The sequence below is a fragment of the Stenotrophomonas sp. YJH_SMC_79 genome (assembly GCF_059367995.1).
In genome coordinates, this window is the sequence record NZ_JCAFRK010000001.1 from 1,005,885 (window position 1) to 1,026,785 (window position 20,901).

21 protein-coding genes are annotated in these 20,901 nt (G+C 66.6%); 15 read left to right on the forward strand and 6 right to left on the reverse strand.

Annotated elements, in window-relative coordinates; genetic code table 11:
• The first annotated feature begins 199 nt into the window (after positions 1–199).
• Entirely contained in the window at positions 200–658 is a 459-nt protein-coding gene (locus tag AC5P57_RS05095) for a DUF6491 family protein (protein WP_099554217.1), read from the forward strand.
• A gap of 74 nt (positions 659–732) precedes the next feature.
• Here AC5P57_RS05095 and AC5P57_RS05100 read toward each other — a convergent pair whose 3' ends face one another.
• The 3 genes from AC5P57_RS05100 to ftsY all read right to left on the reverse strand — a co-directional run bounded on the left by AC5P57_RS05100 (position 733) and on the right by ftsY (position 3,581).
• A complete protein-coding gene (locus AC5P57_RS05100; protein WP_014036808.1) occupies positions 733–1,002 on the reverse strand; it encodes an oxidative damage protection protein in 270 nt (89 codons plus the stop codon).
• Between the two features lie 5 nt (positions 1,003–1,007).
• The gene (gene mutY / locus AC5P57_RS05105; protein ID WP_099554215.1) at positions 1,008–2,132 is read right to left on the reverse strand and encodes an A/G-specific adenine glycosylase; all 1,125 of its coding nucleotides are present in this window, start codon (positions 2,130–2,132) and stop codon (positions 1,008–1,010) included.
• Between the two features lie 120 nt (positions 2,133–2,252).
• Positions 2,253–3,581, reverse strand: a complete 1,329-nt coding sequence (ftsY, locus tag AC5P57_RS05110; protein WP_262235583.1) for a signal recognition particle-docking protein FtsY — start codon at positions 3,579–3,581, stop codon at positions 2,253–2,255.
• Between the two features lie 129 nt (positions 3,582–3,710).
• Here ftsY and AC5P57_RS05115 point away from each other — a divergent pair, with 129 nt between their 5' ends.
• Positions 3,711–4,010: a flagellar basal body protein gene (locus tag AC5P57_RS05115; RefSeq protein ID WP_099554210.1), complete on the forward strand. Its 300-nt coding sequence runs from the start codon at positions 3,711–3,713 to the stop codon at positions 4,008–4,010.
• Between the two features lie 178 nt (positions 4,011–4,188).
• Here AC5P57_RS05115 and htpG read toward each other — a convergent pair whose 3' ends face one another.
• Positions 4,189–6,081, reverse strand: coding sequence for a molecular chaperone HtpG (gene htpG, locus AC5P57_RS05120; protein ID WP_099554207.1), 1,893 nt, complete (start codon positions 6,079–6,081; stop codon positions 4,189–4,191).
• A gap of 607 nt (positions 6,082–6,688) precedes the next feature.
• On the opposite strand from htpG, the gene rsmD reads away from it, so the two are divergent.
• The 6 genes from rsmD to AC5P57_RS05150 all read left to right on the forward strand — a co-directional run bounded on the left by rsmD (position 6,689) and on the right by AC5P57_RS05150 (position 11,510).
• The gene (rsmD, locus tag AC5P57_RS05125; protein ID WP_262235585.1) at positions 6,689–7,267 is read left to right on the forward strand and encodes a 16S rRNA (guanine(966)-N(2))-methyltransferase RsmD; all 579 of its coding nucleotides are present in this window, start codon (positions 6,689–6,691) and stop codon (positions 7,265–7,267) included.
• A 26-nt stretch (positions 7,268–7,293) separates the two neighbouring features.
• A complete protein-coding gene (gene coaD / locus AC5P57_RS05130; protein ID WP_010484372.1) occupies positions 7,294–7,803 on the forward strand; it encodes a pantetheine-phosphate adenylyltransferase in 510 nt (169 codons plus the stop codon).
• 60 nt (positions 7,804–7,863) lie between these two features.
• On the forward strand, positions 7,864–8,355 hold the full coding sequence (locus tag AC5P57_RS05135) for a hypothetical protein (RefSeq protein WP_004153167.1): 492 nt from the start codon (positions 7,864–7,866) through the stop codon (positions 8,353–8,355).
• A 132-nt stretch (positions 8,356–8,487) separates the two neighbouring features.
• Entirely contained in the window at positions 8,488–8,769 is a 282-nt protein-coding gene (locus tag AC5P57_RS05140; protein WP_004153175.1) for a YfhL family 4Fe-4S dicluster ferredoxin, read from the forward strand.
• Positions 8,766–10,496, forward strand: a complete 1,731-nt coding sequence (ggt, locus tag AC5P57_RS05145) for a gamma-glutamyltransferase (protein ID WP_262235586.1) — start codon at positions 8,766–8,768, stop codon at positions 10,494–10,496. The genes AC5P57_RS05140 and ggt overlap by 4 nt, the downstream gene beginning before the upstream one ends.
• 126 nt (positions 10,497–10,622) lie before the next feature.
• Complete coding sequence (locus tag AC5P57_RS05150; protein WP_099551211.1) at positions 10,623–11,510, forward strand: MBL fold metallo-hydrolase; 888 nt, start codon at positions 10,623–10,625, stop codon at positions 11,508–11,510.
• 85 nt (positions 11,511–11,595) lie between these two features.
• On the opposite strand, the gene AC5P57_RS05155 is transcribed toward AC5P57_RS05150, so the two are convergent.
• Positions 11,596–11,889 (reverse strand): PsiF family protein, encoded by a 294-nt coding sequence (locus tag AC5P57_RS05155; protein ID WP_099551210.1) that lies wholly within the window; start codon positions 11,887–11,889, stop codon positions 11,596–11,598.
• A gap of 57 nt (positions 11,890–11,946) precedes the next feature.
• On the opposite strand from AC5P57_RS05155, the gene AC5P57_RS05160 reads away from it, so the two are divergent.
• Entirely contained in the window at positions 11,947–12,381 is a 435-nt protein-coding gene (locus AC5P57_RS05160; RefSeq protein ID WP_239503814.1) for an ArsR/SmtB family transcription factor, read from the forward strand.
• A complete protein-coding gene (locus AC5P57_RS05165; protein ID WP_099551209.1) occupies positions 12,353–12,832 on the forward strand; it encodes an SRPBCC family protein in 480 nt (159 codons plus the stop codon). Before AC5P57_RS05160 ends, AC5P57_RS05165 begins: the two co-directional genes overlap by 29 nt.
• A gap of 69 nt (positions 12,833–12,901) precedes the next feature.
• Here AC5P57_RS05165 and upp read toward each other — a convergent pair whose 3' ends face one another.
• Positions 12,902–13,534 (reverse strand): uracil phosphoribosyltransferase, encoded by a 633-nt coding sequence (upp, locus tag AC5P57_RS05170; protein WP_099551208.1) that lies wholly within the window; start codon positions 13,532–13,534, stop codon positions 12,902–12,904.
• A gap of 215 nt (positions 13,535–13,749) precedes the next feature.
• On the opposite strand from upp, the gene AC5P57_RS05175 reads away from it, so the two are divergent.
• The 5 genes from AC5P57_RS05175 to AC5P57_RS05195 all read left to right on the forward strand — a co-directional run bounded on the left by AC5P57_RS05175 (position 13,750) and on the right by AC5P57_RS05195 (position 20,893).
• Positions 13,750–16,263: a TonB-dependent receptor gene (locus AC5P57_RS05175; RefSeq protein WP_278252851.1), complete on the forward strand. Its 2,514-nt coding sequence runs from the start codon at positions 13,750–13,752 to the stop codon at positions 16,261–16,263.
• Positions 16,263–17,378 carry an NHL repeat-containing protein gene (locus AC5P57_RS05180; RefSeq protein WP_099551206.1) on the forward strand — a complete coding sequence of 372 codons (1,116 nt, stop codon included), beginning with the start codon at positions 16,263–16,265 and terminating at the stop codon, positions 17,376–17,378. Before AC5P57_RS05175 ends, AC5P57_RS05180 begins: the two co-directional genes overlap by 1 nt.
• Before the next feature lie 14 nt (positions 17,379–17,392).
• A complete protein-coding gene (locus tag AC5P57_RS05185; RefSeq protein WP_239503815.1) occupies positions 17,393–18,742 on the forward strand; it encodes a purple acid phosphatase family protein in 1,350 nt (449 codons plus the stop codon).
• 10 nt (positions 18,743–18,752) lie between these two features.
• The gene (locus AC5P57_RS05190) at positions 18,753–19,367 is read left to right on the forward strand and encodes an inorganic diphosphatase (RefSeq protein WP_099551204.1); all 615 of its coding nucleotides are present in this window, start codon (positions 18,753–18,755) and stop codon (positions 19,365–19,367) included.
• Positions 19,368–19,456: 89 nt separating this feature from the next.
• Entirely contained in the window at positions 19,457–20,893 is a 1,437-nt protein-coding gene (locus AC5P57_RS05195) for a cryptochrome/photolyase family protein (protein WP_495219514.1), read from the forward strand.
• Positions 20,894–20,901: the final 8 nt, after the last annotated feature.

Consider the following 20,901-nt stretch of genomic DNA (forward strand, 5'->3'; position numbering starts at 1 on the left):
AAGCCGACCCTGGTCGGCTGCTCCTGCAGGGCAAGCGCCAACCAAGGTTGGCGACTACCGGAATCCGGAGCCATGGGTCTGCTTTGGTAGAGGTCGACCTTGGTCGACCGCCGACCGGCGCCTGAATGGGGCTGCCGGTCGTCGCGCCGGCATTGCCGGCCCAGGCGCATGATGGCGACAGTTCCCCGAGGAGATCGCCATGAAGACCCCGATCCTGATGGCCGGACTCTGCCTGGCTCTCGCCGCCTGCGCGACCACCGGCCGGCTCAGCAGCGCCGAGAAGCTTGACCTTTACCGTGCCCACGCCGGCGCGCCACAGAACGACATGCAGTTCTTCGGCACCCTCAATGGCTGGACCGAACTGGGCGACAGCGCGCTTGCGGTATGGACGCGTCCCAGCGAGGCCTATCTGCTGGAATTGAGAGGCGCGTGCCAGGACCTGCCATATGCCACAGCCATCGGCCTGACCAGCCAGATGAACCGTGTTTCGGCGCGCTTCGACAAGGTGCTGGTGCGCGACCCCACCGGCGGCCCGCGCATGCCATGCTTCATCGACAGCATCCGCAAGCTGGACGTGAAGGCGCTGCGCACGTCGGAGCAGGAGCTGCGCCAGGCGCAGGTGCAGGAGCGCGAGGAAAACACCGCACCGGCGAAATGATCAAAAAAGGGGACGGAGGGGATTAAGTCGTTTGTGCCACAAACGACTTAATCCCCTCCGTCCCCTTTTTGTTGTCAGGCTTCCGGGGTGAAGCCAGCCGGCTTTTCCGCGTCCTTCTCGAACAGGAACTTGACCAGTTCGCCTTCAAGGAACGCGCGATGCTCCGGCGTGCGCGGCGATAGGCGGTTTTCGTTGATCAGCATGGTCTGGTGTGCCAGCCATGCGGCCCAGGCCTGCTTGCCGATGTTGTTGAAGATGCGCTGGCCCAGCTCGCCGGGGTAGGGCACGAAGTCCAAACCTTCGGCATCGCGTTGTTCGTACTGGCAGAAGACGGTTCGGGGCATGGCACTCACTCGTGGTTGCGGGGTTTCTTGGAATTTCGTTTCGACGCCTTGATCGTGGCACCGTCGAGCAGTTTGCGGATCGGCGCCGGCAGGCCCAGCGCGGGCAGTTCGTCGCTGGCGACCCAGCGTAGCGTCGGTTCTTCCACCCGCAGGCCGTTCACCTGCCGCGACAGTACCTGCAGATGCAGCCTGTAGTGGCTGAAGGTGTGCTGCAGTACCGGCAGCTCCTCGGCGTCTTCCAGCGAGCCGTCGACATGGGCATCGAACCAGTCCTGGAGCACGCTGCCGGCGTCGGCCTGCGGCAGCGTCCACAGCTGCGCCCAGATGCCGGTGTCGGGCCGCTTCTGCAGCAGCACGCGCTGCTGGGCGTCGCGCAGCAGCAGGGCCACTGCTTCGCGCTCGGGCAGGGTCTTGCTGGGCTTGGGCGTGGGTAGTTCAGCGGTGCGGCCTTCGCGGCGCGCTACGCACGCGTCCTGCAGCGGGCAGATCACGCAGGCGGGTTTGGCGCGGCTGCACACGGTCGCACCCAGGTCCATCTGCGCCTGGGTGTAATCGGCCATGCGCCCGGCCGGCACCTGTGCCACGTGCGCCTCGGCGATGGCCCACAGTTGCTTCTCGATGGCAGGCAGGCCGGGGAAGCCGTCGATGCCGTGATAACGGCTGAGCACGCGCTTGACGTTGCCATCGAGGATCGCGAACGGGTCGTTCCAGGCCTGGCTGAGGATCGCACCGGCGGTGCTGCGGCCGATGCCGGGCAGGGCATGCAGCGCGTCGAAGTCACGCGGCAGGTCGCCATCGTGCAGTTCGACGCAGCGCTTGGCTGCCGCGTGCAGGTTGCGTGCGCGGGCGTAGTAGCCGAGCCCCGCCCACTGCGCCATCACCGCGTCGTTGCTCGCGGCGGCGAGGTCGGGCAGGGTCGGGAAGTGCTGCAGGAATCGCTGGAAGTACGGGATGACCGTGGTCACCTGGGTCTGCTGCAGCATGATTTCCGACAACCAGACCCGATAGGGGCTGCGCGGATGCTGCCAGGGCAGATCGTGGCGGCCGTGGTCGTCGAACCAGTGCAGCAGGCGGGCGACGAAGTCGTCGGTCTGCGTGGTTCCGGCGCTGGCGTGCGGCTGGCGGGGCATCGGTGTACCGGAGGTGGGCAGCCACCCATGGGGTGGCTCTACTGTGGTGGGTGTCGCCGCGATGAACCCCGCGCGGCCCGGAGCGCAGTAGAGCCACGCCATGCGTGGCTGCACGGTGTATCAGCCGCCCAGTGCTTCGGGCAGCAGGGCGTCGACGAAGGCTTCCGGATCGAACACGCGCAGGTCTTCCGGGCGCTCACCGATGCCGGCGAAGCGGATCGGAATGCCGAACTCGCGGGCCAGTGCGAACACCACGCCACCCTTGGCGGTGCCGTCCAGCTTGGTCACCACCAGGCCGGTCACATTCACCGCGGCATTGAACTGGCGCAGCTGCGACAGCGCGTTCTGGCCGGTGGTGCCGTCGATCACCATCAGCACTTCGTGCGGCGCGGTGGCGTCGATCTTGCCGAGCACACGGCGGATCTTGCCCAGCTCGTTCATCAGGCCGGACTGGGTGTGCAGGCGGCCGGCGGTGTCGGCGATCAGCACTGAAGTGCCGCGCGCCTTGCCTGCCTGCAGCGCATCGAATGCCACCGACGCGGCATCGGCGTTCTGGCCCTGCGCGACCACGGCCACGCCGTTGCGTTCGCCCCAGGCCTGCAACTGGGCCACGGCGGCGGCACGGAAGGTATCGCCGGCGGCCAGCATCAGGCTGTGGCCTTCGTCCTTGAAGCGCTTGGCCAGCTTGCCGATGGTGGTGGTCTTGCCGACGCCGTTGACGCCGACGGTCAGCACCACGAAGGGCTTGGCAGTGCGGTCGATCACCAGCGGCTTGGCGACCGGCTGCAGGATCGCGATCAGCTCAGCGCGCAGCGCGGCCAGCAGTGCAGTGGCATCGGCGAACTCGCGCGCCTTCATGCGCTTGCGCAGGCCCTCGACCAGATCGGTGGTGGCACCTACGCCGACATCGGCGGTGATCAATGCGGTTTCCAGCTCGTCCAGCAGGTCGTCGTCGAGCTTGGGGTTGCGCGAGAACAGGCCGCCAAAGCTGCGCGCGATGACGCTGTTGCGCAGGCGCTCGCGCCAGCCGGGCTTGCCGGCAGTTGCGGGCAGGGCATCGACCGAGGCGGCGGCCGGCAGATCGTCGGTGGCCGGTACCGGTGCCGGGGTCGGCTCAGGCAGCGGTGCGGGTGCCGGTTCGATGGCCGGGGTCGCGATCGGGGCGACGTCGATCTGCGCCGTCGGCGCAGGAGCTGCCGGAACCGGTGCGGCTGGGGCCGGAATCACCGGGGTGGGCTCGACAGCGACCGGAACGGTGGCTGCCGGTGGCGGCTCGACCGGTGCAGGCTCGGCCGGTACGGCTACCGGTGCCGGCTCCTTCTCCTTGTCCTCGACCGGCGCGGCCGACGGGAACGCCGCCGCCAGCTCTTCAGCCGAGTAGTGCTGGGTCTTGGGAGCCTCCGTTGCGGGGGCATCCTGGGGCTTCTTGCGGCGGAAAAAACTGAGCATTGGCAAAAGGCGCTGAAATCAGAGGGATATGCTACCACTCGGGCCTGTCGGGCCGATGTGGACTCAAGGTCGCGGCCCGCCGGCCGTTAACCGGTCCGGAGGGCTGCGCGGAGCGGCCCGGAGACCGCCATGAACAACGTGCTGGGAATCGCCCTCAGCGGGATGCGTGCTGCCCAGCAGGACGTGCAGGTGGCCGCGCACAACGTGGCCAACCTGGCGACTCCCGATGCCCAGCGCCTGCAGCTGCAGCGCAGTGCGGTGGCGCAGGGCGGAGTGGAAACGGCGGTAGCCACTACCGGCCCCGATCCGGGGGCGCCACTGGGTGATCTGCTGGCGGCCAAGGCCGAGGTGGTGGCTTTCGCTGCAAATGCCGCGGTGATCCGGCGGCAGGACCAGATGCTGGGCTCGCTGCTGGATCGCGAAGCCTGAGCAGCCCGCCTCGGCAAGCGCCAACCGCCGCCCCTGGTAGGTGCCAACCTTGGTTGGCACGCTTTTGGGGCGCCAACCAAGGTTGGCCTCTACCACGGCGGGAGTCGCCAACCAAGGTTGGCCTCTACCAGAGCGTCGCCGGGCATCGCCGGGCCATGCCCGGCGATCACCGCCTCGATCAGGCCGACAGCTCCAGCAGCAGCTTGTTCAGGCGCGCCACGTAGGCGCCCGGGTCCTTCAGGCTGTCACCGGCGGCCAGCGCGGCCTGGTCGAACAGCACCCGGCCCAGATCGTCGAAACGCGCGCCATCGGCCTCGGCATCGAGCTTGGCGATCAGCGGGTGGCCCGGGTTGATCTCCAGCACCGGCTTGCTGTCGGGCACCTTCTGCCCGCTGGCTTCCAGGATCTGGCGCATCTGCAGGCCCAGGTCCTGTTCGCCGATGGCCAGCACCGCCGGCGAATCGGTCAGGCGGTGCGAGACGCGCACTTCGGCCACATCATCGCCCAGCACCGTCTTCAGGCGCTCGACCAGGCCCTGCTTGTCCTTGGCGGCCGCTTCCTGTTCCTGCTTGTCGGCTTCGCTTTCCAGCGCGCCCAGGTCGAGGTCGCCGCGGGCGATGTCGACGAAGCCCTTGCCGTCGAAATCGGTCAGGTAGCCCATCAGCCACTCGTCGATGCGGTCGGTCAGCAGCAGCACTTCCACGCCCTTCTTGCGGAACACTTCCAGGTGCGGGCTGTTGCGCACCTGGCTGTAGCTCTCGCCGGTCAGGTAGTAGATCTTGTCCTGGCCTTCGGTCATGCGGCCGAGGTAATCGGCCAGCGACACGGTCTGCGCATCGCCGTCGCCACGGGTGGAGGCGAAGCGCAGCAGGCCGGCCACCTTCTCGCGGTTGTTGTAGTCCTCGGCCGGGCCTTCCTTCAGCACCTGGCCGAATTCCTTCCAGAACGTGGCGTACTGTTCCGGCTTGTCGGCGGCCAGTTTTTCCAGCATGTCCAGCGAGCGCTTGGTCAGCGCCGCCTTCATCGAATCGATGACCGGGCCGGACTGCAGGATCTCGCGCGAGACGTTCAGCGACAGATCGTTGGAATCGACCACGCCCTTGATGAAGCGCAGGTACAGCGGCAGGAACTGCTCGGCCTGGTCCATCACGAACACGCGCTGCACGTACAGCTTCAGGCCCTTGGGCGCATCGCGATGGTACAGATCGAACGGCGCGCGGCCGGGCACGTACAGCAGCGAGGTGTACTCCAGCTTGCCTTCAACCTTGTTGTGGCTCCAGGCCAGCGGGTCGCTGTGGTCGTGCGCCACGTGCTTGTAGAACTCGGTGTACTCGGCGTCGCTGATCTCGGTGCGCGGGCGGGTCCACAGCGCGCTGGCGCGGTTGACGGTTTCCCATTCGACCGCGGCGCCTTCTTCGCCACCTTCCTTCGGCATCTGGATCGGCAGGCCGATATGGTCGGAGTACTTCTTGAGGATGCTGCGCAGGCGCCAGCCATCGGCGAAGTCGTGCTCGCCATCCTTCAGGTGCAGGACGATGCGGGTGCCGCGTTCGGCCTTGTCGACAGTGGCCACTTCGAAATCGCCTTCGCCGCGCGAGGTCCAGCGCACGCCTTCGCCTGCAGCCAGGCCGGCGCGGCGCGAGGTCACTTCCACTTCGTCGGCGACGATGAAGGCGCTGTAGAAGCCGACGCCGAACTGGCCGATCAGCTGCGAATCCTTCTTCTGGTCGCCGGACAGCTGGCGCAGGAAATCGCCGGTGCCGGACTTGGCGATGGTGCCGAGATGGGCGATGGCTTCGGCGCGGCTCATGCCGATGCCGTTGTCCTCGATGGTGATGGTGTGGGCGGCGGGGTCGAAGCTGACGCGCACGCGCAGTTCGCTGTCGCCTTCCAGCAGGGCCGGCTGGGTCAGGGCTTCGAAGCGCAGCTTGTCGGCGGCGTCGGCGGCATTGGAGACCAGCTCGCGGAGGAAGATTTCCTTGTTGGAGTACAGCGAGTGGATCATCAGCTGCAGCAGCTGCTTGACTTCGGTCTGGAAGCCAAGGGTTTCGGTCTGGGTGGTCTCGGTCATCGATAAGGCTCCATGTGCAATGCCGCGCCAGCGCGTGCGGCCTCGCCAAGGGGTATGGCTGATTGTCCCGAAATCAAGGGGTTGTTCGGCCGGGCTGCGCCCGGCACCCGCAGAGGCCGAAGCAACAACAGCAACAGCAACAGCAACAGCGGGCATTCCGGGGGATGGCGGGGCGGTGTGGGTTGGCAGGACACGCCGTAAACCCGTCCCTGGGGGCTCGATGGCGCCATCCATGGCGCCAACGGTCCTGCCAACCCACACCGCCCCGCCTCTGACAGGTTCACTCGGCTGTTGGTAGGTGTCGACCTTGGTCGACACATCTGTCAGATATCGAAATAAATCTGGGGTCAGATCCGTTTTCCTGCGGAAAACGGATCTGACCCTGCCTGTATGTCGGGCATCGGATCGCGTCTGGGGTAGAGCCCCCTGAGTCAGGGGGCGGCCGCGAAGCGGCGGGGGTGTGGAAGCTGGTAAGTGGGGCCCGCGTTTCGCGCAGCGAAGCGTGGGAGCGACAGCGCGCATGCGTTGGCGCGTCCCCGGGCGCCGCCCGGACGACTACAATCCCGCTCATGCTGAAAATCTCGAATGAACCCCGCCGGGGTCGCCTGTGAGCGGCCGTGGCGGCAATGATGGCCAGGTCCGCATCATCGGTGGGCGCTGGCGCAATACCCGCCTGCCGGTGCCTACCCTGCCAGGCCTGCGGCCGAGCAGCGACCGCGTGCGCGAGACCCTTTTCAACTGGTTGATGCCCAGACTGGGCGGCGCGCGGGTGCTGGACCTGTTCGCCGGCAGCGGCGCGCTGGGGCTGGAGGCGGTCTCACGCGGTGCCGCCCACGCCACCCTGGTCGAGCGCGATGCGCAGCTGGGACGCAACCTGGCCGCCGCCGTCGCCAAGCTGCAGGCCAGCGACCAGATCACCGTCGTGCAGGCCGATGCCCTGCGCTGGCTGCAGGGTGCTCCGGCACAGCAGGCCGACCTGGTCTTCATCGATCCGCCGTTTGCCGATGGCCTGTGGCAGGACGTGCTGACCCAGCTGCCGCGGCACCTGGCCGCCGACGCCTGGCTGTACCTGGAATCGCCGGCCGGCCACGTGCCGGTGCTGCCGCCGGACTGGCTGCTGCACCGCGAGGGCGGCACCCGTGAGGTGCGCTTTGCCCTGTACCGCCGTGCCACTGCTACACTTTGACCTCATCTGAACATCTGCATCCGCCCATGACCGTGGCCAACCGCCGCATTGCCGTCTACCCCGGCACGTTCGACCCGATCACCAACGGTCATATCGACCTTGTGAGCCGGGCCGCGCCGCTGTTCGAAAAGGTCGTGGTCGGCGTGGCGCAGAGCCCGTCCAAGGGCCCGGCGCTGCCGCTGGAGCAGCGCGTGCAGCTGGCACGTGGCGCACTGGGCCACCACAGCAACGTCGAGGTCATCGGCTTCGATACCCTGCTGGCCCATTTCGTACGTTCGGTCCAGGGCGGGGTGCTGCTGCGCGGCCTGCGCGCGGTGTCCGACTTCGAGTACGAGTTCCAGATGGCCAGCATGAACCGCCACCTGATCCCCGAGGTCGAGACCCTGTTCCTGACCCCGGCCGAGCAGCACAGCTTCATTTCGTCCTCGCTGGTCCGCGAGATCGCGCGCCTGGGCGGTGACGTGTCCGGCTTCGTGCCGGCCGCAGTGCTCGAAGCCCTGCGCAAGGTCCGCGAAGCGAAGGCGGCGCAGTCGTAAGCCCTGCTGTACCCGCACCCCATTACGTACAACACCACGCACCATTCCGGGAGGAAACCCATGAACACCACCATGCGCGCGATGCTGATCGCTTCGTTGGCCCTGGCCTTCACCGCCTGCAAGAAGGAAGAGGCCGCTCCGGTCGACGAGGCCAAGCAGGCCCTGGTCGCCCCGTCCAAGGACGACGATGCAGGCTGGAAGAAGTACCTGCAGGAAGTGGCGATCCAGAACATGGGCAACATCACCAACAGCCCGTTCCTGTACTACCTTTCGCCGGAATCGGATCCGGACTTCCAGGCCAAGTACGAGCGCCAGACCGAGAGCGCGACCCAGGCCGTGGCCCGTGGCGTGCAGCCGGGCAACATGCTGGCCTTCGGTTCGTCGGCCTCGGGCAAGATGGCTGACATGATCCAGGCCGTGTTCAAGGATGTGTCGCCGGATTCGATGAAGGGCGTGCGCGTCGTCTTCATCGGCCAGTCGGCCGACAACGCCCGCGTGCAGGCTGCGATCCAGCCGACCGGTGCCGAGTACATTTTCGTCGAAGCCAAGTAATACCGAGCCATGGCGGCCATGCTCCGGCATGGCCCGGGCGGCGTCCTGCAAGGGCGCCGCTGATGACCTGACCGGCCCGCGCGCCCGCGCTGGCCGGTCCTTTGTCCCAGGGCGCGGGCGAGGAGTATCGCCGTGTCGCTGAAAATCAACGAGCTCTGCGTCAACTGCGACGTATGCGAGCCGGCCTGCCCGAACCAGGCCATTGCGATGGGTGAAACCATCTACGTGATCGACCCTGCGCGCTGCACCGAATGCGTGGGTCATTTCGACGAGCCACAGTGCGTGGTCGTCTGCCCGGTCGAGTGCATCGATCCGGACCCGGAGATCGTGGAAACGGAAGACCAGCTGCTGGCCAAGCTGCGCCAGCTGCAGCACGATCACCCCGAACTCTACGCGGAGCCCCCATCCGAATGAAGACGCTGATCGTCCGCCCCCTGTTGCTGCTCGGCCTGCTGCTGAGCCCGATGGCCTGGGCCGACAGCCCGGCCCGTGCAGAGCGCCCCGATGGCGCGGCCATTGCCAGTGGCCACACGCTGGCCACCCAGGCCGGCATCGACATCCTGGCGCAGGGCGGCAACGCCTTCGATGCCGCGGTGGCGGTGTCGTCCACGCTGGCGGTGGTCGAGCCGATCAGCTCCGGCCTGGGCGGTGGCGGTTTCTTCCTGCTGCATGACGCGGCCACCGGCAAGGACATGATGCTGGACGCGCGCGAGACCGCACCGGCGGCGGCCACGCCGCAGGCCTTCCTCGACAAGCGGGGCAACCTGGACCGCGACCGCTCGGTCAACGGTGCCTGGTCGGCCGGTATTCCGGGCCTGCCTGCGGCGCTGGTCGAACTGTCGGCCAAGCACGGCAAGCTGCCGCTGTCTGCATCGCTGCAGCCGGCCATCCGCATCGCGCGCGAAGGCTTCCCGGTCTACGACCGCATGGCCAAGGGCTATGCCTCGCGCCGCGAAGTGATGGAGCGCTACCCCGGCACCCGTGAGGTCTACCTGCGCAACGGCAAGCCGATCGCCAGCGGTGACCTGTTCAAGCAGCCGGAACTGGCGCAGACGCTGGAGCGCCTGGCGGCCGGCGGCTTCGACGGCTTCTACAAGGGCCAGACCGGCAAACTGCTGCTGGCCGGCGTGAAGCAGGCCGGCGGCAAGTGGACCGCTGAAGAGCTGGCCGGCTACCGGGTGAAGCAACGCGAGCCGATCGTGTTCAATTACAACGGCTGGAAAATCACCACCGCGCCGCCGCCGTCGTCCGGTGGCATCGCGCTGGCCAGCATGCTGCAGATCCTGGAAGGCTGGGACATCAACAAGATGGACCCGGCGCACCGCACCCATCTGGTGGTGGAGTCGATGCGCCGTGCCTACCGCGACCGCACCTTCTTCCTCGGCGATCCGGACTTCGTGCAGATCCCGCAGAAGGTGCTGACCAGCAAGGATTACGCACAGGGCCTGCGTGCCACGATCCATCCGGAGAAGGCCACGCCCAGCGACCTGCTGTCGGGCAACCCGACGCCGCTGGAGGACGACGAGACCACGCACTTCTCGATCATCGACCGTGACGGCAACCGTGTTGGCGCCACCCAGACCGTCAACCTGCTGTACGGCTCGGGGCTTATTCCGAAGGGCACCGGCGTGCTGCTGAACAACGAGATGGACGACTTCGCGCTGAAGCCGGGCACGCCCAATGCGTTCGGTGTGATGGGCTACGAGGCCAATGCGCCGAAGCCGGGCAAGCGCATGCTCAGCTCGATGACGCCGACCTTCATGGAGAACGCCGACAAGGTGGTGGTGCTGGGTACCCCGGGTGGCAGCCGCATCATCACCATGGTGCTGCTGGGCATCCTCGGCTACGACGCCGGGCTGGATGCGCAGCAGGTTGCCGCGCTGCCGCGTTACCACCACCAGTGGCTGCCGGACCTGGTCGAAGCCGAGGACGATGCGTTCGACGCGGCGACGGTGAAGCAGCTGCAGGCGATGGGTCACAAGATCGACCTGCCGGGCGACGTTGCCGCAGGCGGCCGCGGGTCCAGCCACGTGTGGGGCAACCTGCAGACCGTGGAATGGGACCGCAAGGCGAACAAGCTGTTCGGCGGCAGCGACCCGCGCAATCCGGTTGGCAGCGCCCAGGTCGTGCCGGCACGTTGACCCGGTAGTGCCGGCCGCTGGCCGGCAACCAGGTGAATCACCAATACCCCAGGACCCCGCCGGCCGGCGGGGTTCTGCATTTTGTGGCTAGCGATTATTTAACGAGCCGGCGCCGATAATCGGCGCATGAAACTCTGGTCTATTCGTGGAAACTCGCAACGCCTCGATGGCGGCGCGATGTTCGGCAACGCGCCGCGTGCGTTGTGGGAAAAATGGGCGGCACCGGACGAGCTCAATCGCATCGAGCTGGCCTGCCGTGCGCTGCTTGCCAGCCCGCTGGAAGGCAAGACAGTGCTGTTTGAAACCGGTATCGGGGCGTTCTTCGATCCGCGCATGCGCGAGCGTTACGGTGTGCAGGAAAGCCAGCACGTGCTGATCGATTCGCTGCGCGAGGCCGGTTTCGAGCACGAGGATATCGACGTGGTGGTGCTCAGCCACCTGCACTTCGATCACGCCGGAGGCCTGCTGGCTGCGTGGAGCGAAGGGCGTGAGCCGGAACTGCTGTTCCCCAATGCGACCTATGTGGTCGGTGCGCAGCATTGGCTGCGCGCCATGCAGCCGCATCCGCGCGACCGGGCCAGCTTCATTCCAGAGCTGCCTGGCCTGCTGCAGGCCAGCGGCCGCCTGGAAGTGGTGGACGGCGAGTATTCGAAGGTACTGGGTCGCAGCGTTCGCTTCAGCTACAGCGACGGCCATACGCCGGGGTTGATGCTGGCTGAGATCGTCGGCCATGCGCACGCCGGCGAGGATGCGCACGGTGGGGTGGTGTTCTGTGCCGACCTGATTCCCGGCCGCTCATGGGTGCATGTACCGATCACCATGGGCTACGACCGCAACGCCGAACTACTGATCGACGAGAAGCGGCAGTTCCTTGAGGACAAGCTGGCGCGCAACGTGCATCTGTTTTTCACCCACGACCCGCAGGTGGCGTTGGCGCAGCTGGGCAGGGATGACAAGGGTCGTTTCGTGACCCTGCACGAACAGGGCGAGCTGAAGGCACGCGCCCTGGGGTAATGAAAAGGCCGGGCAATGCCCGGCCTTTCACAGACGGCGGTAGATCCACGCCATGCGTGGATGGCGTTTTATCCGGACACGACGATTACGACGCCTTCAGGCAGCTGCTCATGAAGGTCTTGCGCGCATCACCGGCCAGCTTCTTCGTACCGGCATCGGCGTTGCATTTGCGCATGCGTTCCTGCGGAGTTGTCGCGGCCTTGGTCTCGGCGGCATGGCCGCTGAGGCAGGAGCTCTGTGCAGTCTTGTAGGCATCACCCTTCAAGCCCTTGTTCTTGGCCGAGCAGTCGGCCATGCGCTGCTGCTGCGGAGTGGTGGCATTGGCAGCCAGGGGCAGGCCGACCAGCAGGACGGCGGCCAGCAGGAAAGAGGCTTTCATCGGGAGCTCCAAGGGTGGCGGGTGCGCGGAGCATTCGCTTCCAGCCTGCAAGGCCACGTGAAGAATCACGCCACTGTCGCGCCTGCTTGCGGCAACGTTCAGATCGGCGTATTACTTAGCCATATGGGTAAGTATGATCCAGCCATTCAAGAGGTCTTCCAGGCGCTGGCCGATCCGACCCGGTGCGCGATCGTGTCCGCGTTGGGGCAGGGGCCGCGCACGGTATCGATGCTGGCCGAGCCCTTCGAAATGGCCTTGCCCTCGCTGATGAAACATCTGGCCGTGCTGGAGCGCAGTGGCGTGGTGCGCAGCCGCAAGCAGGGGCGTGTACGCACCTGCGAACTGGTGCCGGAACGGTTGGGCCAGGCCGAGCAATGGCTGGCCGCGCAGCGCGCCGTCTGGGAAGCGCGCGCCGACCGCATGGTCGAGTTTGTCGAAACCCTTCACCGACAGGAGCAGGCCCATGGCCGTAGACGCAGGCAACAACCCTGACACCGATCTGGTCATCAGCCGCGTGCTGAACGCACCGCGTGCCGCCTTGTGGCGGGCGTGGACCCATCCGGAACTGCTGCGCCAGTGGTGGTGCCCGACGCCGTGGACCACCGAAGTGCGTGCCTTCGACCTGCGCCCCGGCGGGGCCTTCCACACCTTCATGCAGGGCCCCGACGGCGGCAGCAGTGACAACCCGGGCAGCTTCCTGGAGATCGTGCCGGAGCAGCGCCTGGTGTTCACCTCGATGCTCGGCCCGGGCTGGCGGCCGCAGTCACCGTGGCTGGGCTTCACCGCCATCATCACGATGGAGGACGAAGGGCAGGGCTGCCGTTATACCGCGCGGGTGATGCACCCGGACAAGGCCCTGCGTGACCAGCATGAACAGATGGGTTTTTTCGATGGCTGGAACATGGCCATCGACCAGCTGCAGGCGCTGGCGACCGGTCTGTGAGTATTCGGGGTCAATATTTGGGGTCAGATCCCTTTGCGCAGGCAAAGGGCTCTGACCCCTTCAACCAGATCACACCACGCGGGTGCCGAAGATGCGATCACCGGCATCGCCCAGGCCCGGCAGGATGTAGCCCTTGTCGTTGAGCTGGGCATCGATGGCCGCGGTGTAGATTTCCACGTCCGGGTGCACGGCCTTGACCGCGTCGATGCCTTCCGGCGCGGCCACCAGGAAGATGCCCTTGATGCGGCGGGCACCGGCACGCTTGAGCATGTCGATGGTGGCGATCAGGGTGCCGCCGGTGGCCAGCATCGGGTCCAGGATCAGCGCGTCGCGCTCTTCCAGGCGGCCGGTCAGGCGCTCGAAGTAGGGCACCGGCTGCAGGGTTTCCTCATCGCGCTGCAGGCCGACCACGCTGACGCGCGCGGCCGGGATCAGCGACAGTACGCCGCTGAGCATGCCCAGGCCGGCACGCAGGATCGGTACCACGGTGATCTTGGCGCCGGCGATGCGCTGCACGGTGACCGGGCCGGCCCAGCCGGGCAGGGTGTGCGGTTCGGTGTCCAGGTCGGCGGTGGCCTCGTAGGCCAGCAGCGTGCCCAGTTCATTGGCCAGCTCGCGGAAATCCTTGGTGCTGAGCGCGGCATTGCGCATCAGGCCGATCTTGTGCTGCACCAGCGGGTGGCGCACTTCGACGATCTTCATGGTCGGGAAGGGGAAAAGGAGAGAGGAGGCCATTTTGCCGGATTGGACGCCCAACCCCAAACCGGGGCCGGAGACGGCCTGCATGAAATGTGCAGATCCATGTCACGGCCATGCAACCTTGCGGACATACCGTGCAGACCCATTCTTAACAGGAATGGGGATTCCCAGTGCATATCAAGACTCCGTTGGCCGTTGCCATCACCCTGACCCTGGCGATGGGGGTTGCCGCACCACTGCAGGCCGCCGGGCAGCAGGCGGTCGCCGCGACCGGCGCCGTGGCTGCCGATGCGGTCGACCTGGACCGCATCGAAGTGCGCGCCCAGCTTGAATCGCAGATCCGCGCGGTCGACCTCAAGCGCAGCAGCGACGCGATCGAAGACGCGGTGTCCTCCGATGCGCTGGGACAGTACCCGGACAAGAACGTGGCCGAGTCGCTGCAGCGGCTGCCGGGCATCAGCGTGACCCGCGACCAGGGCGAGGGCCGCTTCGTGGTGATCCGTGGCCTGGATGCCAATCTCAACAGCGTCAGCGTGGATGGCATCGCCGTGGGCACGCCGGAAGATTCCAGTCGCGCCGCGCCGCTGGATGTGATCCCGTCCGATTCCACCGAGCGCCTGCGCGTGGTGAAGTCGCCTACCCCGGACATGCCCGGCGACGCCATCGGTGGCGCGGTGCTGGTGGAATCGGCCTCGGCCTTCGACCGTGACGGCCGCAGCCTGCGTGGCAAGATCGAAGGCAGCCACCAGCAGCTGTCCGGTGAAACCAGCCCGAAGGCGGCCTTCAACTACAGCGAAGTGTTCAACGACACCTTCGGCGTGGCACTGGGCGTGAACTACCAGAAGCGCACGTTCGAGTCGGACAACACCGAGGTGGAGTACGACGGCGAGGATGACGCCGCACCTGGCGACGTCACCGCGATCAACCTGCAGCACCGCAAGTACGAGATCGAGCGCAAGCGCATCGGTGCCAACCTCAACCTCGACTGGCGCCCGAATGAAGACAGCAAGTACTACCTGCGCACGCTGTACAGCCAGTTCGACGATGCCGAAACCCGCCAGCGCGTGATCTTCAACTTCGACGACGCCAGGATGGTCAAGACCGGTACCGACCAGTACCGCCTGGACGGCATGCCGAAGGATTCCATCGACAAGCGCATGCGCTATCGCACCAAGAAGGAAAACACCTTCGCGGCCAGCCTCGGCGGCGAGAACAAGCTGACCAATGCCGTGGTCGACTACAAGGTTGGCTACACCCGTACCGAAGAGCGGGTGAATGACGAGATGGAAGCGCGCTTCAAGCTCAACGGCAAGGCCTTCAATGGCACGCTTGACCAGAGTAGTCGCCTGCCCAGCTACAGCTTCGACAATCCGCAGTGGCTGGACAACAGCAACTACGCCTTCGACCGCTTCGTGCTCTCGCCCAAGCAGGTCAATGACAAGGAGCACAGCGCGCAGGTCAACGTGCGTTTCGACGGCGACAGCGGCAGCATCAAGATCGGCCTGCTGGGCCGCTGGCGCGACCGCGACGTCAATGTCGACGAGAACGAACTGCGGGTCGGCCCGAAGGTCGCGCTGTCGAGCTGGAGCACCTCCTCGCCCGAACACCGCCACGGAAACCTCGGTGACGGCATGGACTCAGCTGCGATGCGCGCGTTCTGGGCGGCCAATGGCAGCCAGTACAGCGCCCGCCCGCAGGACATTGGCGGCAACGCGATGACCTCGCTGGAAGAAGACTACGTGGCCAGCGAGGATATCTTCGCCAGCTACGCGATGGGCACCTGGGATATCGGTGCACTGCGCATCATCGGCGGCGTACGCGTGGAGAACACCCAGTTCAAGGCAACCGGCAACCAGGTGGACGTGGCGGCCAATGGCCGCAGTTTCACCGTCACCCCGCGCGTGGCCAACAGCAGCTATACCAATGTGTTGCCGGGCCTGCACCTGCGCTACGACGCCGCAGACGACTGGGTGCTGCGTGCCTCGGCCAACAAGACCGTATCGCGCCCCTCGTTCGGTGACATTTCACCGCGCGTGGGCTACAGCCGCGGTGACGAGGAAGTGCGCCTGGGCAATCCGGAACTGGACCCGTACGAATCGAAGAACATCGACCTGTCGGTGGAGAAGTACATCGGCAGCAGCGGCATCGTCTCGCTGGGCCTGTTCCACAAGTCGATCGACGGCTACATCGTGGAAACCGTGCGCACCAACGATCCGGCCTACGGCGGTTTCGACGTGACCCAGCCGATCAACGGCCGCAAGGCCACCGTGCGTGGTGCCGAGTTCAACTGGCAGCAGCAGCTGGCCTTCCTGCCTTCCGGCCTGGATGGACTGCTGGTCGGTGCCAGTGGCACCTGGCTGGACACCACGTTCGATGCCGGCATCAAGGACCGTGCGGGCGAGGACTTCACCCTGCCGCGCGCCTCCAAGCACGTCTACAGCGCTCACATCGGCTATGAGAAGTACGGTCTGAGTACGCGGCTGGCGGCGGTGTACCGCAGCGAGTACCTGGACAGCATCGGCAAGGGCCGTGCCTTCGATATCTACGTTGCGCCGAACACCCAGCTCGACTTCTCGCTGGACTACAAGTTCACACCGCGCGTGAGCATGTACCTCGAAGCGCAGAACCTGCTGGACAAGCCGCTTGAGCTGTACCAGGGCACGCGCTCGCGCACGCTGCAGATGGAAGAGTATGGCCGTACCTACGCGCTGGGCCTGAAGGTGGCCCTGTGATGGGGCGTCGCATCACCGTCATGGCCGCGGCGCTGGCGGCTACCCTGCTGGCTGGCTGCACGGCGGCCACCGGCAACGATCCGTCCGTGGCCAAGCCCGAGGTGAAGGCCACGGCCGAGCGTGCGGTGACCACCATCGCCGAGGCATTCCTTTCGCCGATGACGCCGGCCGACAACATCGATTCGCCAGCCGCCTGGCGTGCACCTGACGGAAAGCTGTGGCTGATCGCCACTGCCAAGGCCACCGACAAGCTGGTGGTCTATGACGGCAGCAGCGGCCAGCACCTGCGCGACGTAGGCAGCAGCGGCACCGCGCCAGGGCAGTTCGACCGCCCAAACGGCATCGCGGTGACCGACGATCTGCTGTGGATCGTGGAGCGCGACAATCACCGCGTACAGGTGCTGAGCCTGCCGGACTTCACCCCGCTGGCGACCTTCGCTGCGGACGACCTGCGCAAGCCGTACGGGCTGTGGGTCGACCGCCGTGCCGATGGCTACAGCGTCTACGTCACCGACTCCTGGGACAACGGCGAGGATGCACAGGGCCGTGACATCCTGCCGCCGCTGGCCGAGCTGGACAAGCGCGTACGCCAGTACCAGGTGACCCGCGACGGTGCGAAGGTCGAAGCGAAGCTTGTGGCCAGCATTGGTGACACCACTGAGGCGGGTGCCCTGCGCGTGGTCGAATCGATCTGGGGCGACCCCGAGAACGATCGCCTGCTGATCGCCGAAGAGGACGAGAGCTACGCCAGCGAGTTCAAGGTCTACACGCTGGCCGGGCGTTTCACCGGCACCACCTTCGGTCGCGATGTGTTCAAGGCGCAGGCCGAAGGCGTGACCCTGCGCACCTGCGGCAAGGACGGCTGGTGGATCACCACCGAACAGGGCAAGCAGCGCAGCGTGTTCCACCTGTTCGACCGGCACACGCTGAAGCCGGTTGGTGCGTTCCAGGGCAATACCGTGGCCAACACCGACGGCATCTGGATGATGCAGCAACCCAGCGCGCGCTTCCCACACGGTGCGCTGTATGCAGTGCATGACGACCAGGGCGTGGTGGCGTTCGACTGGGAGAGCATCGCCAAGCAGTTGGCGCTGCCGCTGGAGTGTGGCGCATGAGCCGTCGCTGCCTGATGCGCATGCTGGCGCTGGGCCTGCTGCTGGCGTTGCCGTCGCTGTCGTTCGCAGCGGCCGAACCGAATACCCAGGTGCCGGCGGGCAGCCGCCACTACGCAGCGACGACGGTCCCGGACCGCATCGTCGCCTCGCCGGCGGTCGATTCCAGCCATGGGTTCGCCGTGGCCTGGCGTACCGACGGCAGCGTACAGGCACCGCTGCTGGAGATTGCCCCCGCCGGGGATTCGCCGGCCATCGAGGGCATCCGCCAGGTGCGCGCAACGACACGCGCGCTGCAGACCGAGAACGGGCTGTCGCACCACCACCGCGCCGAAATCAGCGGTCTGCAGCCCGATACCCTGTACGTCTACCGCGTGCAGGGCAATGGCAGCTGGAGCGCCTGGAACCAGTTGCGCACGCTGGCCGCGGCCGACCAGCCGCTGACCCTGCTGTACTTCGGTGATACCCAGAACAAGAACGTCAGCCATGTCAGCCGCGTGGTGCGTGCCGCGCAGAAGGCCGCACCGCAGGCACGCATGAGCCTGTTTGCCGGCGACCTGGTCAGCGGCGGCGACAACATGGATGACAGCGAGTGGGGCGAGTGGTTTGCTGCGACCAGCTGGCTCGCGCAGGAAACCCTGGTGGCCCCGGCGATCGGCAACCACGAGTATTTCGAGGAATTCGAGGACACCCCGCAGGAACGCCGCGTGCTGGGCAGGCATTGGCCGGTGACGTTTGCGCTGCCGGGCAATGGTGCTGCCGCCGCGCAGCAGACCAGCTACTGGTTCGATGCGCAGGGCGTGCGCGTGGCCGTGGTCGATGGCACTTCGGCACTCGACCTCGGCACCGCCAAGGCACAGGCACAGTGGCTGGACAAGGTGCTGACCGGCAATCCGCAGCCGTGGACCATCGTGCTGCTGCACCAACCGTTCTACTCGCCGCGTGAAGGCCGCGAGAACGCCGCACTGCGTGACGTGCTGTTGCCGGTGGTACGCCACCACAACGTCGATCTGGTGCTGCAGGGCCACGATCACACCTATGGCCGCCGTGGCGAAGGGCAGGCCGCGACGCCACAGTACGTGGTGACCGTGGCGGGGCCGAAGCAGTATCGCCTTTCCGACGAAGCGCGCAGGACGATGGACCCGGTGGCCGAGGACACCCAGCTGTTCCAGGTGTTGCACATCGACCCGCAGCACCTGCGCTATGAAGCACGCACCGTGACCGGCCGGCTCTACGATGCCTTCGAGCTGCGCCGTGACGCCAAGGGTGGCAAGCAGCGCACGGAGCTGGCCGAAGGCCGCATCACGCCACGCGACTGCCCGCGCGCGCAGACCGCCAAGGGTCGTGCCGACCGCTGCTGGGAATGAGGACGCACCGATGACCACGCCCCGTCGTATCGTTCCTCTCGCTGCCATCGGTGCCGCCCTGCTGTTGCTGACCAGTGCGGTGACCGCTGCCGATGCCGTGCTGCATCCGTTCCTGGTGGCGCAGCCGAAGCAGGCGCCGCAGGAGGTGAATCTGGCCGTGGAGATTCCGGCCGGCAGCTTCACCAAGTACGAGATCAAGGAAGACGGCCTGGTCCATGTGGACCGCTTCCAGTCGATGCCGGTCGCCTATCCGGCGAACTATGGTTCGATGCCGCGCACCCTGGCCGGTGACAACGATCCGCTGGATGCGCTGGTGCTGACCCGCGAACCGCTGCATCCGGGCGTGATCGTGCGCTTCCGGCCGATCGGCTACCTGAAGATGATCGATGGCGGCGAGCACGACGAGAAGATCATCGGCGTGCCGACCGACAAGGTCGACCCGACCTACGCCAATATTCGCGATCTGAAGGATCTGCCTGAGATCGAACGGCAGCGCATCGAGGCGTTCTTCCGGGTCTACAAGGACCTGCCGGCCGGCCGTAATCCGGTGCAGCTCAATGGCTGGGGCAATGCCGCCGAAGCCCGCGCGCTGATCAGTGAAGCGATGGAGCGGTTCAAGCGGTAGATCCACGCCATGCGTGGATGGCCGGGCACGCGCATCTCCTTCACCGCGGCTGGCTATCATGTCCGCCTTTCACAACGAAGGCGGTGTCTGTGTCGGTAGCGTTGGTATGGTTCCGCCGTGATCTGCGCCTGCAGGACAATCCGGCCCTGCAGGCCGCGCTGGATGCCGGTCACGACGTGGTGCCGGTCTATATCCATGCGTCGCACGAAGAAGGTGAGTGGGCGCCGGGTGCCGCCTCCGATGCGTGGCGCCATCGTTCACTGGGCGCATTGGATGCCGACCTGCGCGTGCGCGGTTCTTCGCTGGTGCTGCGCAGCGGTGACAGCCTGCCGACCCTGCAGCTGCTGATCGAGCAGACCGGCGCCGAGGCCGTTTACTGGAACCGCAAGTACGAGCCGGCCACGCAGCCACGCGATGCCACCATCAAGCGCATGCTGCGTGAGCAGGGCATCGACGCGCAGAGCTGCAATGGCAGCCTGCTGTTCGAGCCCTGGGATATCGCCACCCAGCAGGGGCAGCCGTACAAGGTGTTCACCCCGTACTGGCGCAACGTGCTCAGCCACTGGCGCCTACCGGCGCTGCAGGCCGCACCGAAGGCGCTGCAGGCCGCACCGAAGGCGCTGGCGGCGCACGCGGTCGACAGCCTCGCACTGGATGATCTCCAGCTGGCACCGACGCTGGACTGGGACACCGGCTTCTGGGAGCACTGGCAGCCTGGCGAGGCCGGCGCGCTGGAGGCGTTGTCCGTGTTTGAGGACGGTGCGTTGCGCGGGTACCGCGAGCAACGCGACCTGCCAGACCGGGTCGGCACCTCGCGACTGTCGCCGCACCTGCATTTCGGCGAAATCGCACCCTGGCGCATCGCCCATGCGCTGAAAGGCCTGCGCAGTGCCGGCACCGATGCCGATATCGACGGCTACCTGCGCCAGCTCGGCTGGCGCGATTTCGCCTATCACCTGCTGCACCACTTCCCGAAGACGCCGACCGACAATCTCAACCCGCGCTTTGACCGTTTCCCGTGGGCCACACCGAGTGCGGCGCAGCTGCATGACTGGCAGCGCGGCAACACCGGCGTGCCGATCGTCGATGCCGGCCTGCGCGAGCTGTGGCACACCGGCTACATGCACAACCGGGTGCGGATGATCGTGGCCAGCTATCTGTGCAAGCACCTGCGCGCGCACTGGCTGCATGGCGCACGCTGGTTCTGGGACACCCTGGTCGATGCCGACCTGGCCAACAACACGATGGGCTGGCAATGGGTGGCCGGGACCGGTGCCGATGCCGCGCCGTACTTCCGCGTGTTCAACCCGGTCACCCAGGCCGAGAAATTCGACCCGCAGGCCCGCTACATCAGTCGCTGGGTGCCCGAACTGGCCGCGCTGCCGGTGAAGGCACGATTCGCGCCATGGCAGCATCCGTTGCTGCTGGCGGTGCACGCACCGGACTATCCACGCACGCCGCTGGTGGATCTGGCCGCAGGTCGCGATGCCGCGTTGGCGGCTTACCGCCAGTCGGGGGCGGGGTAAAGGGCGAC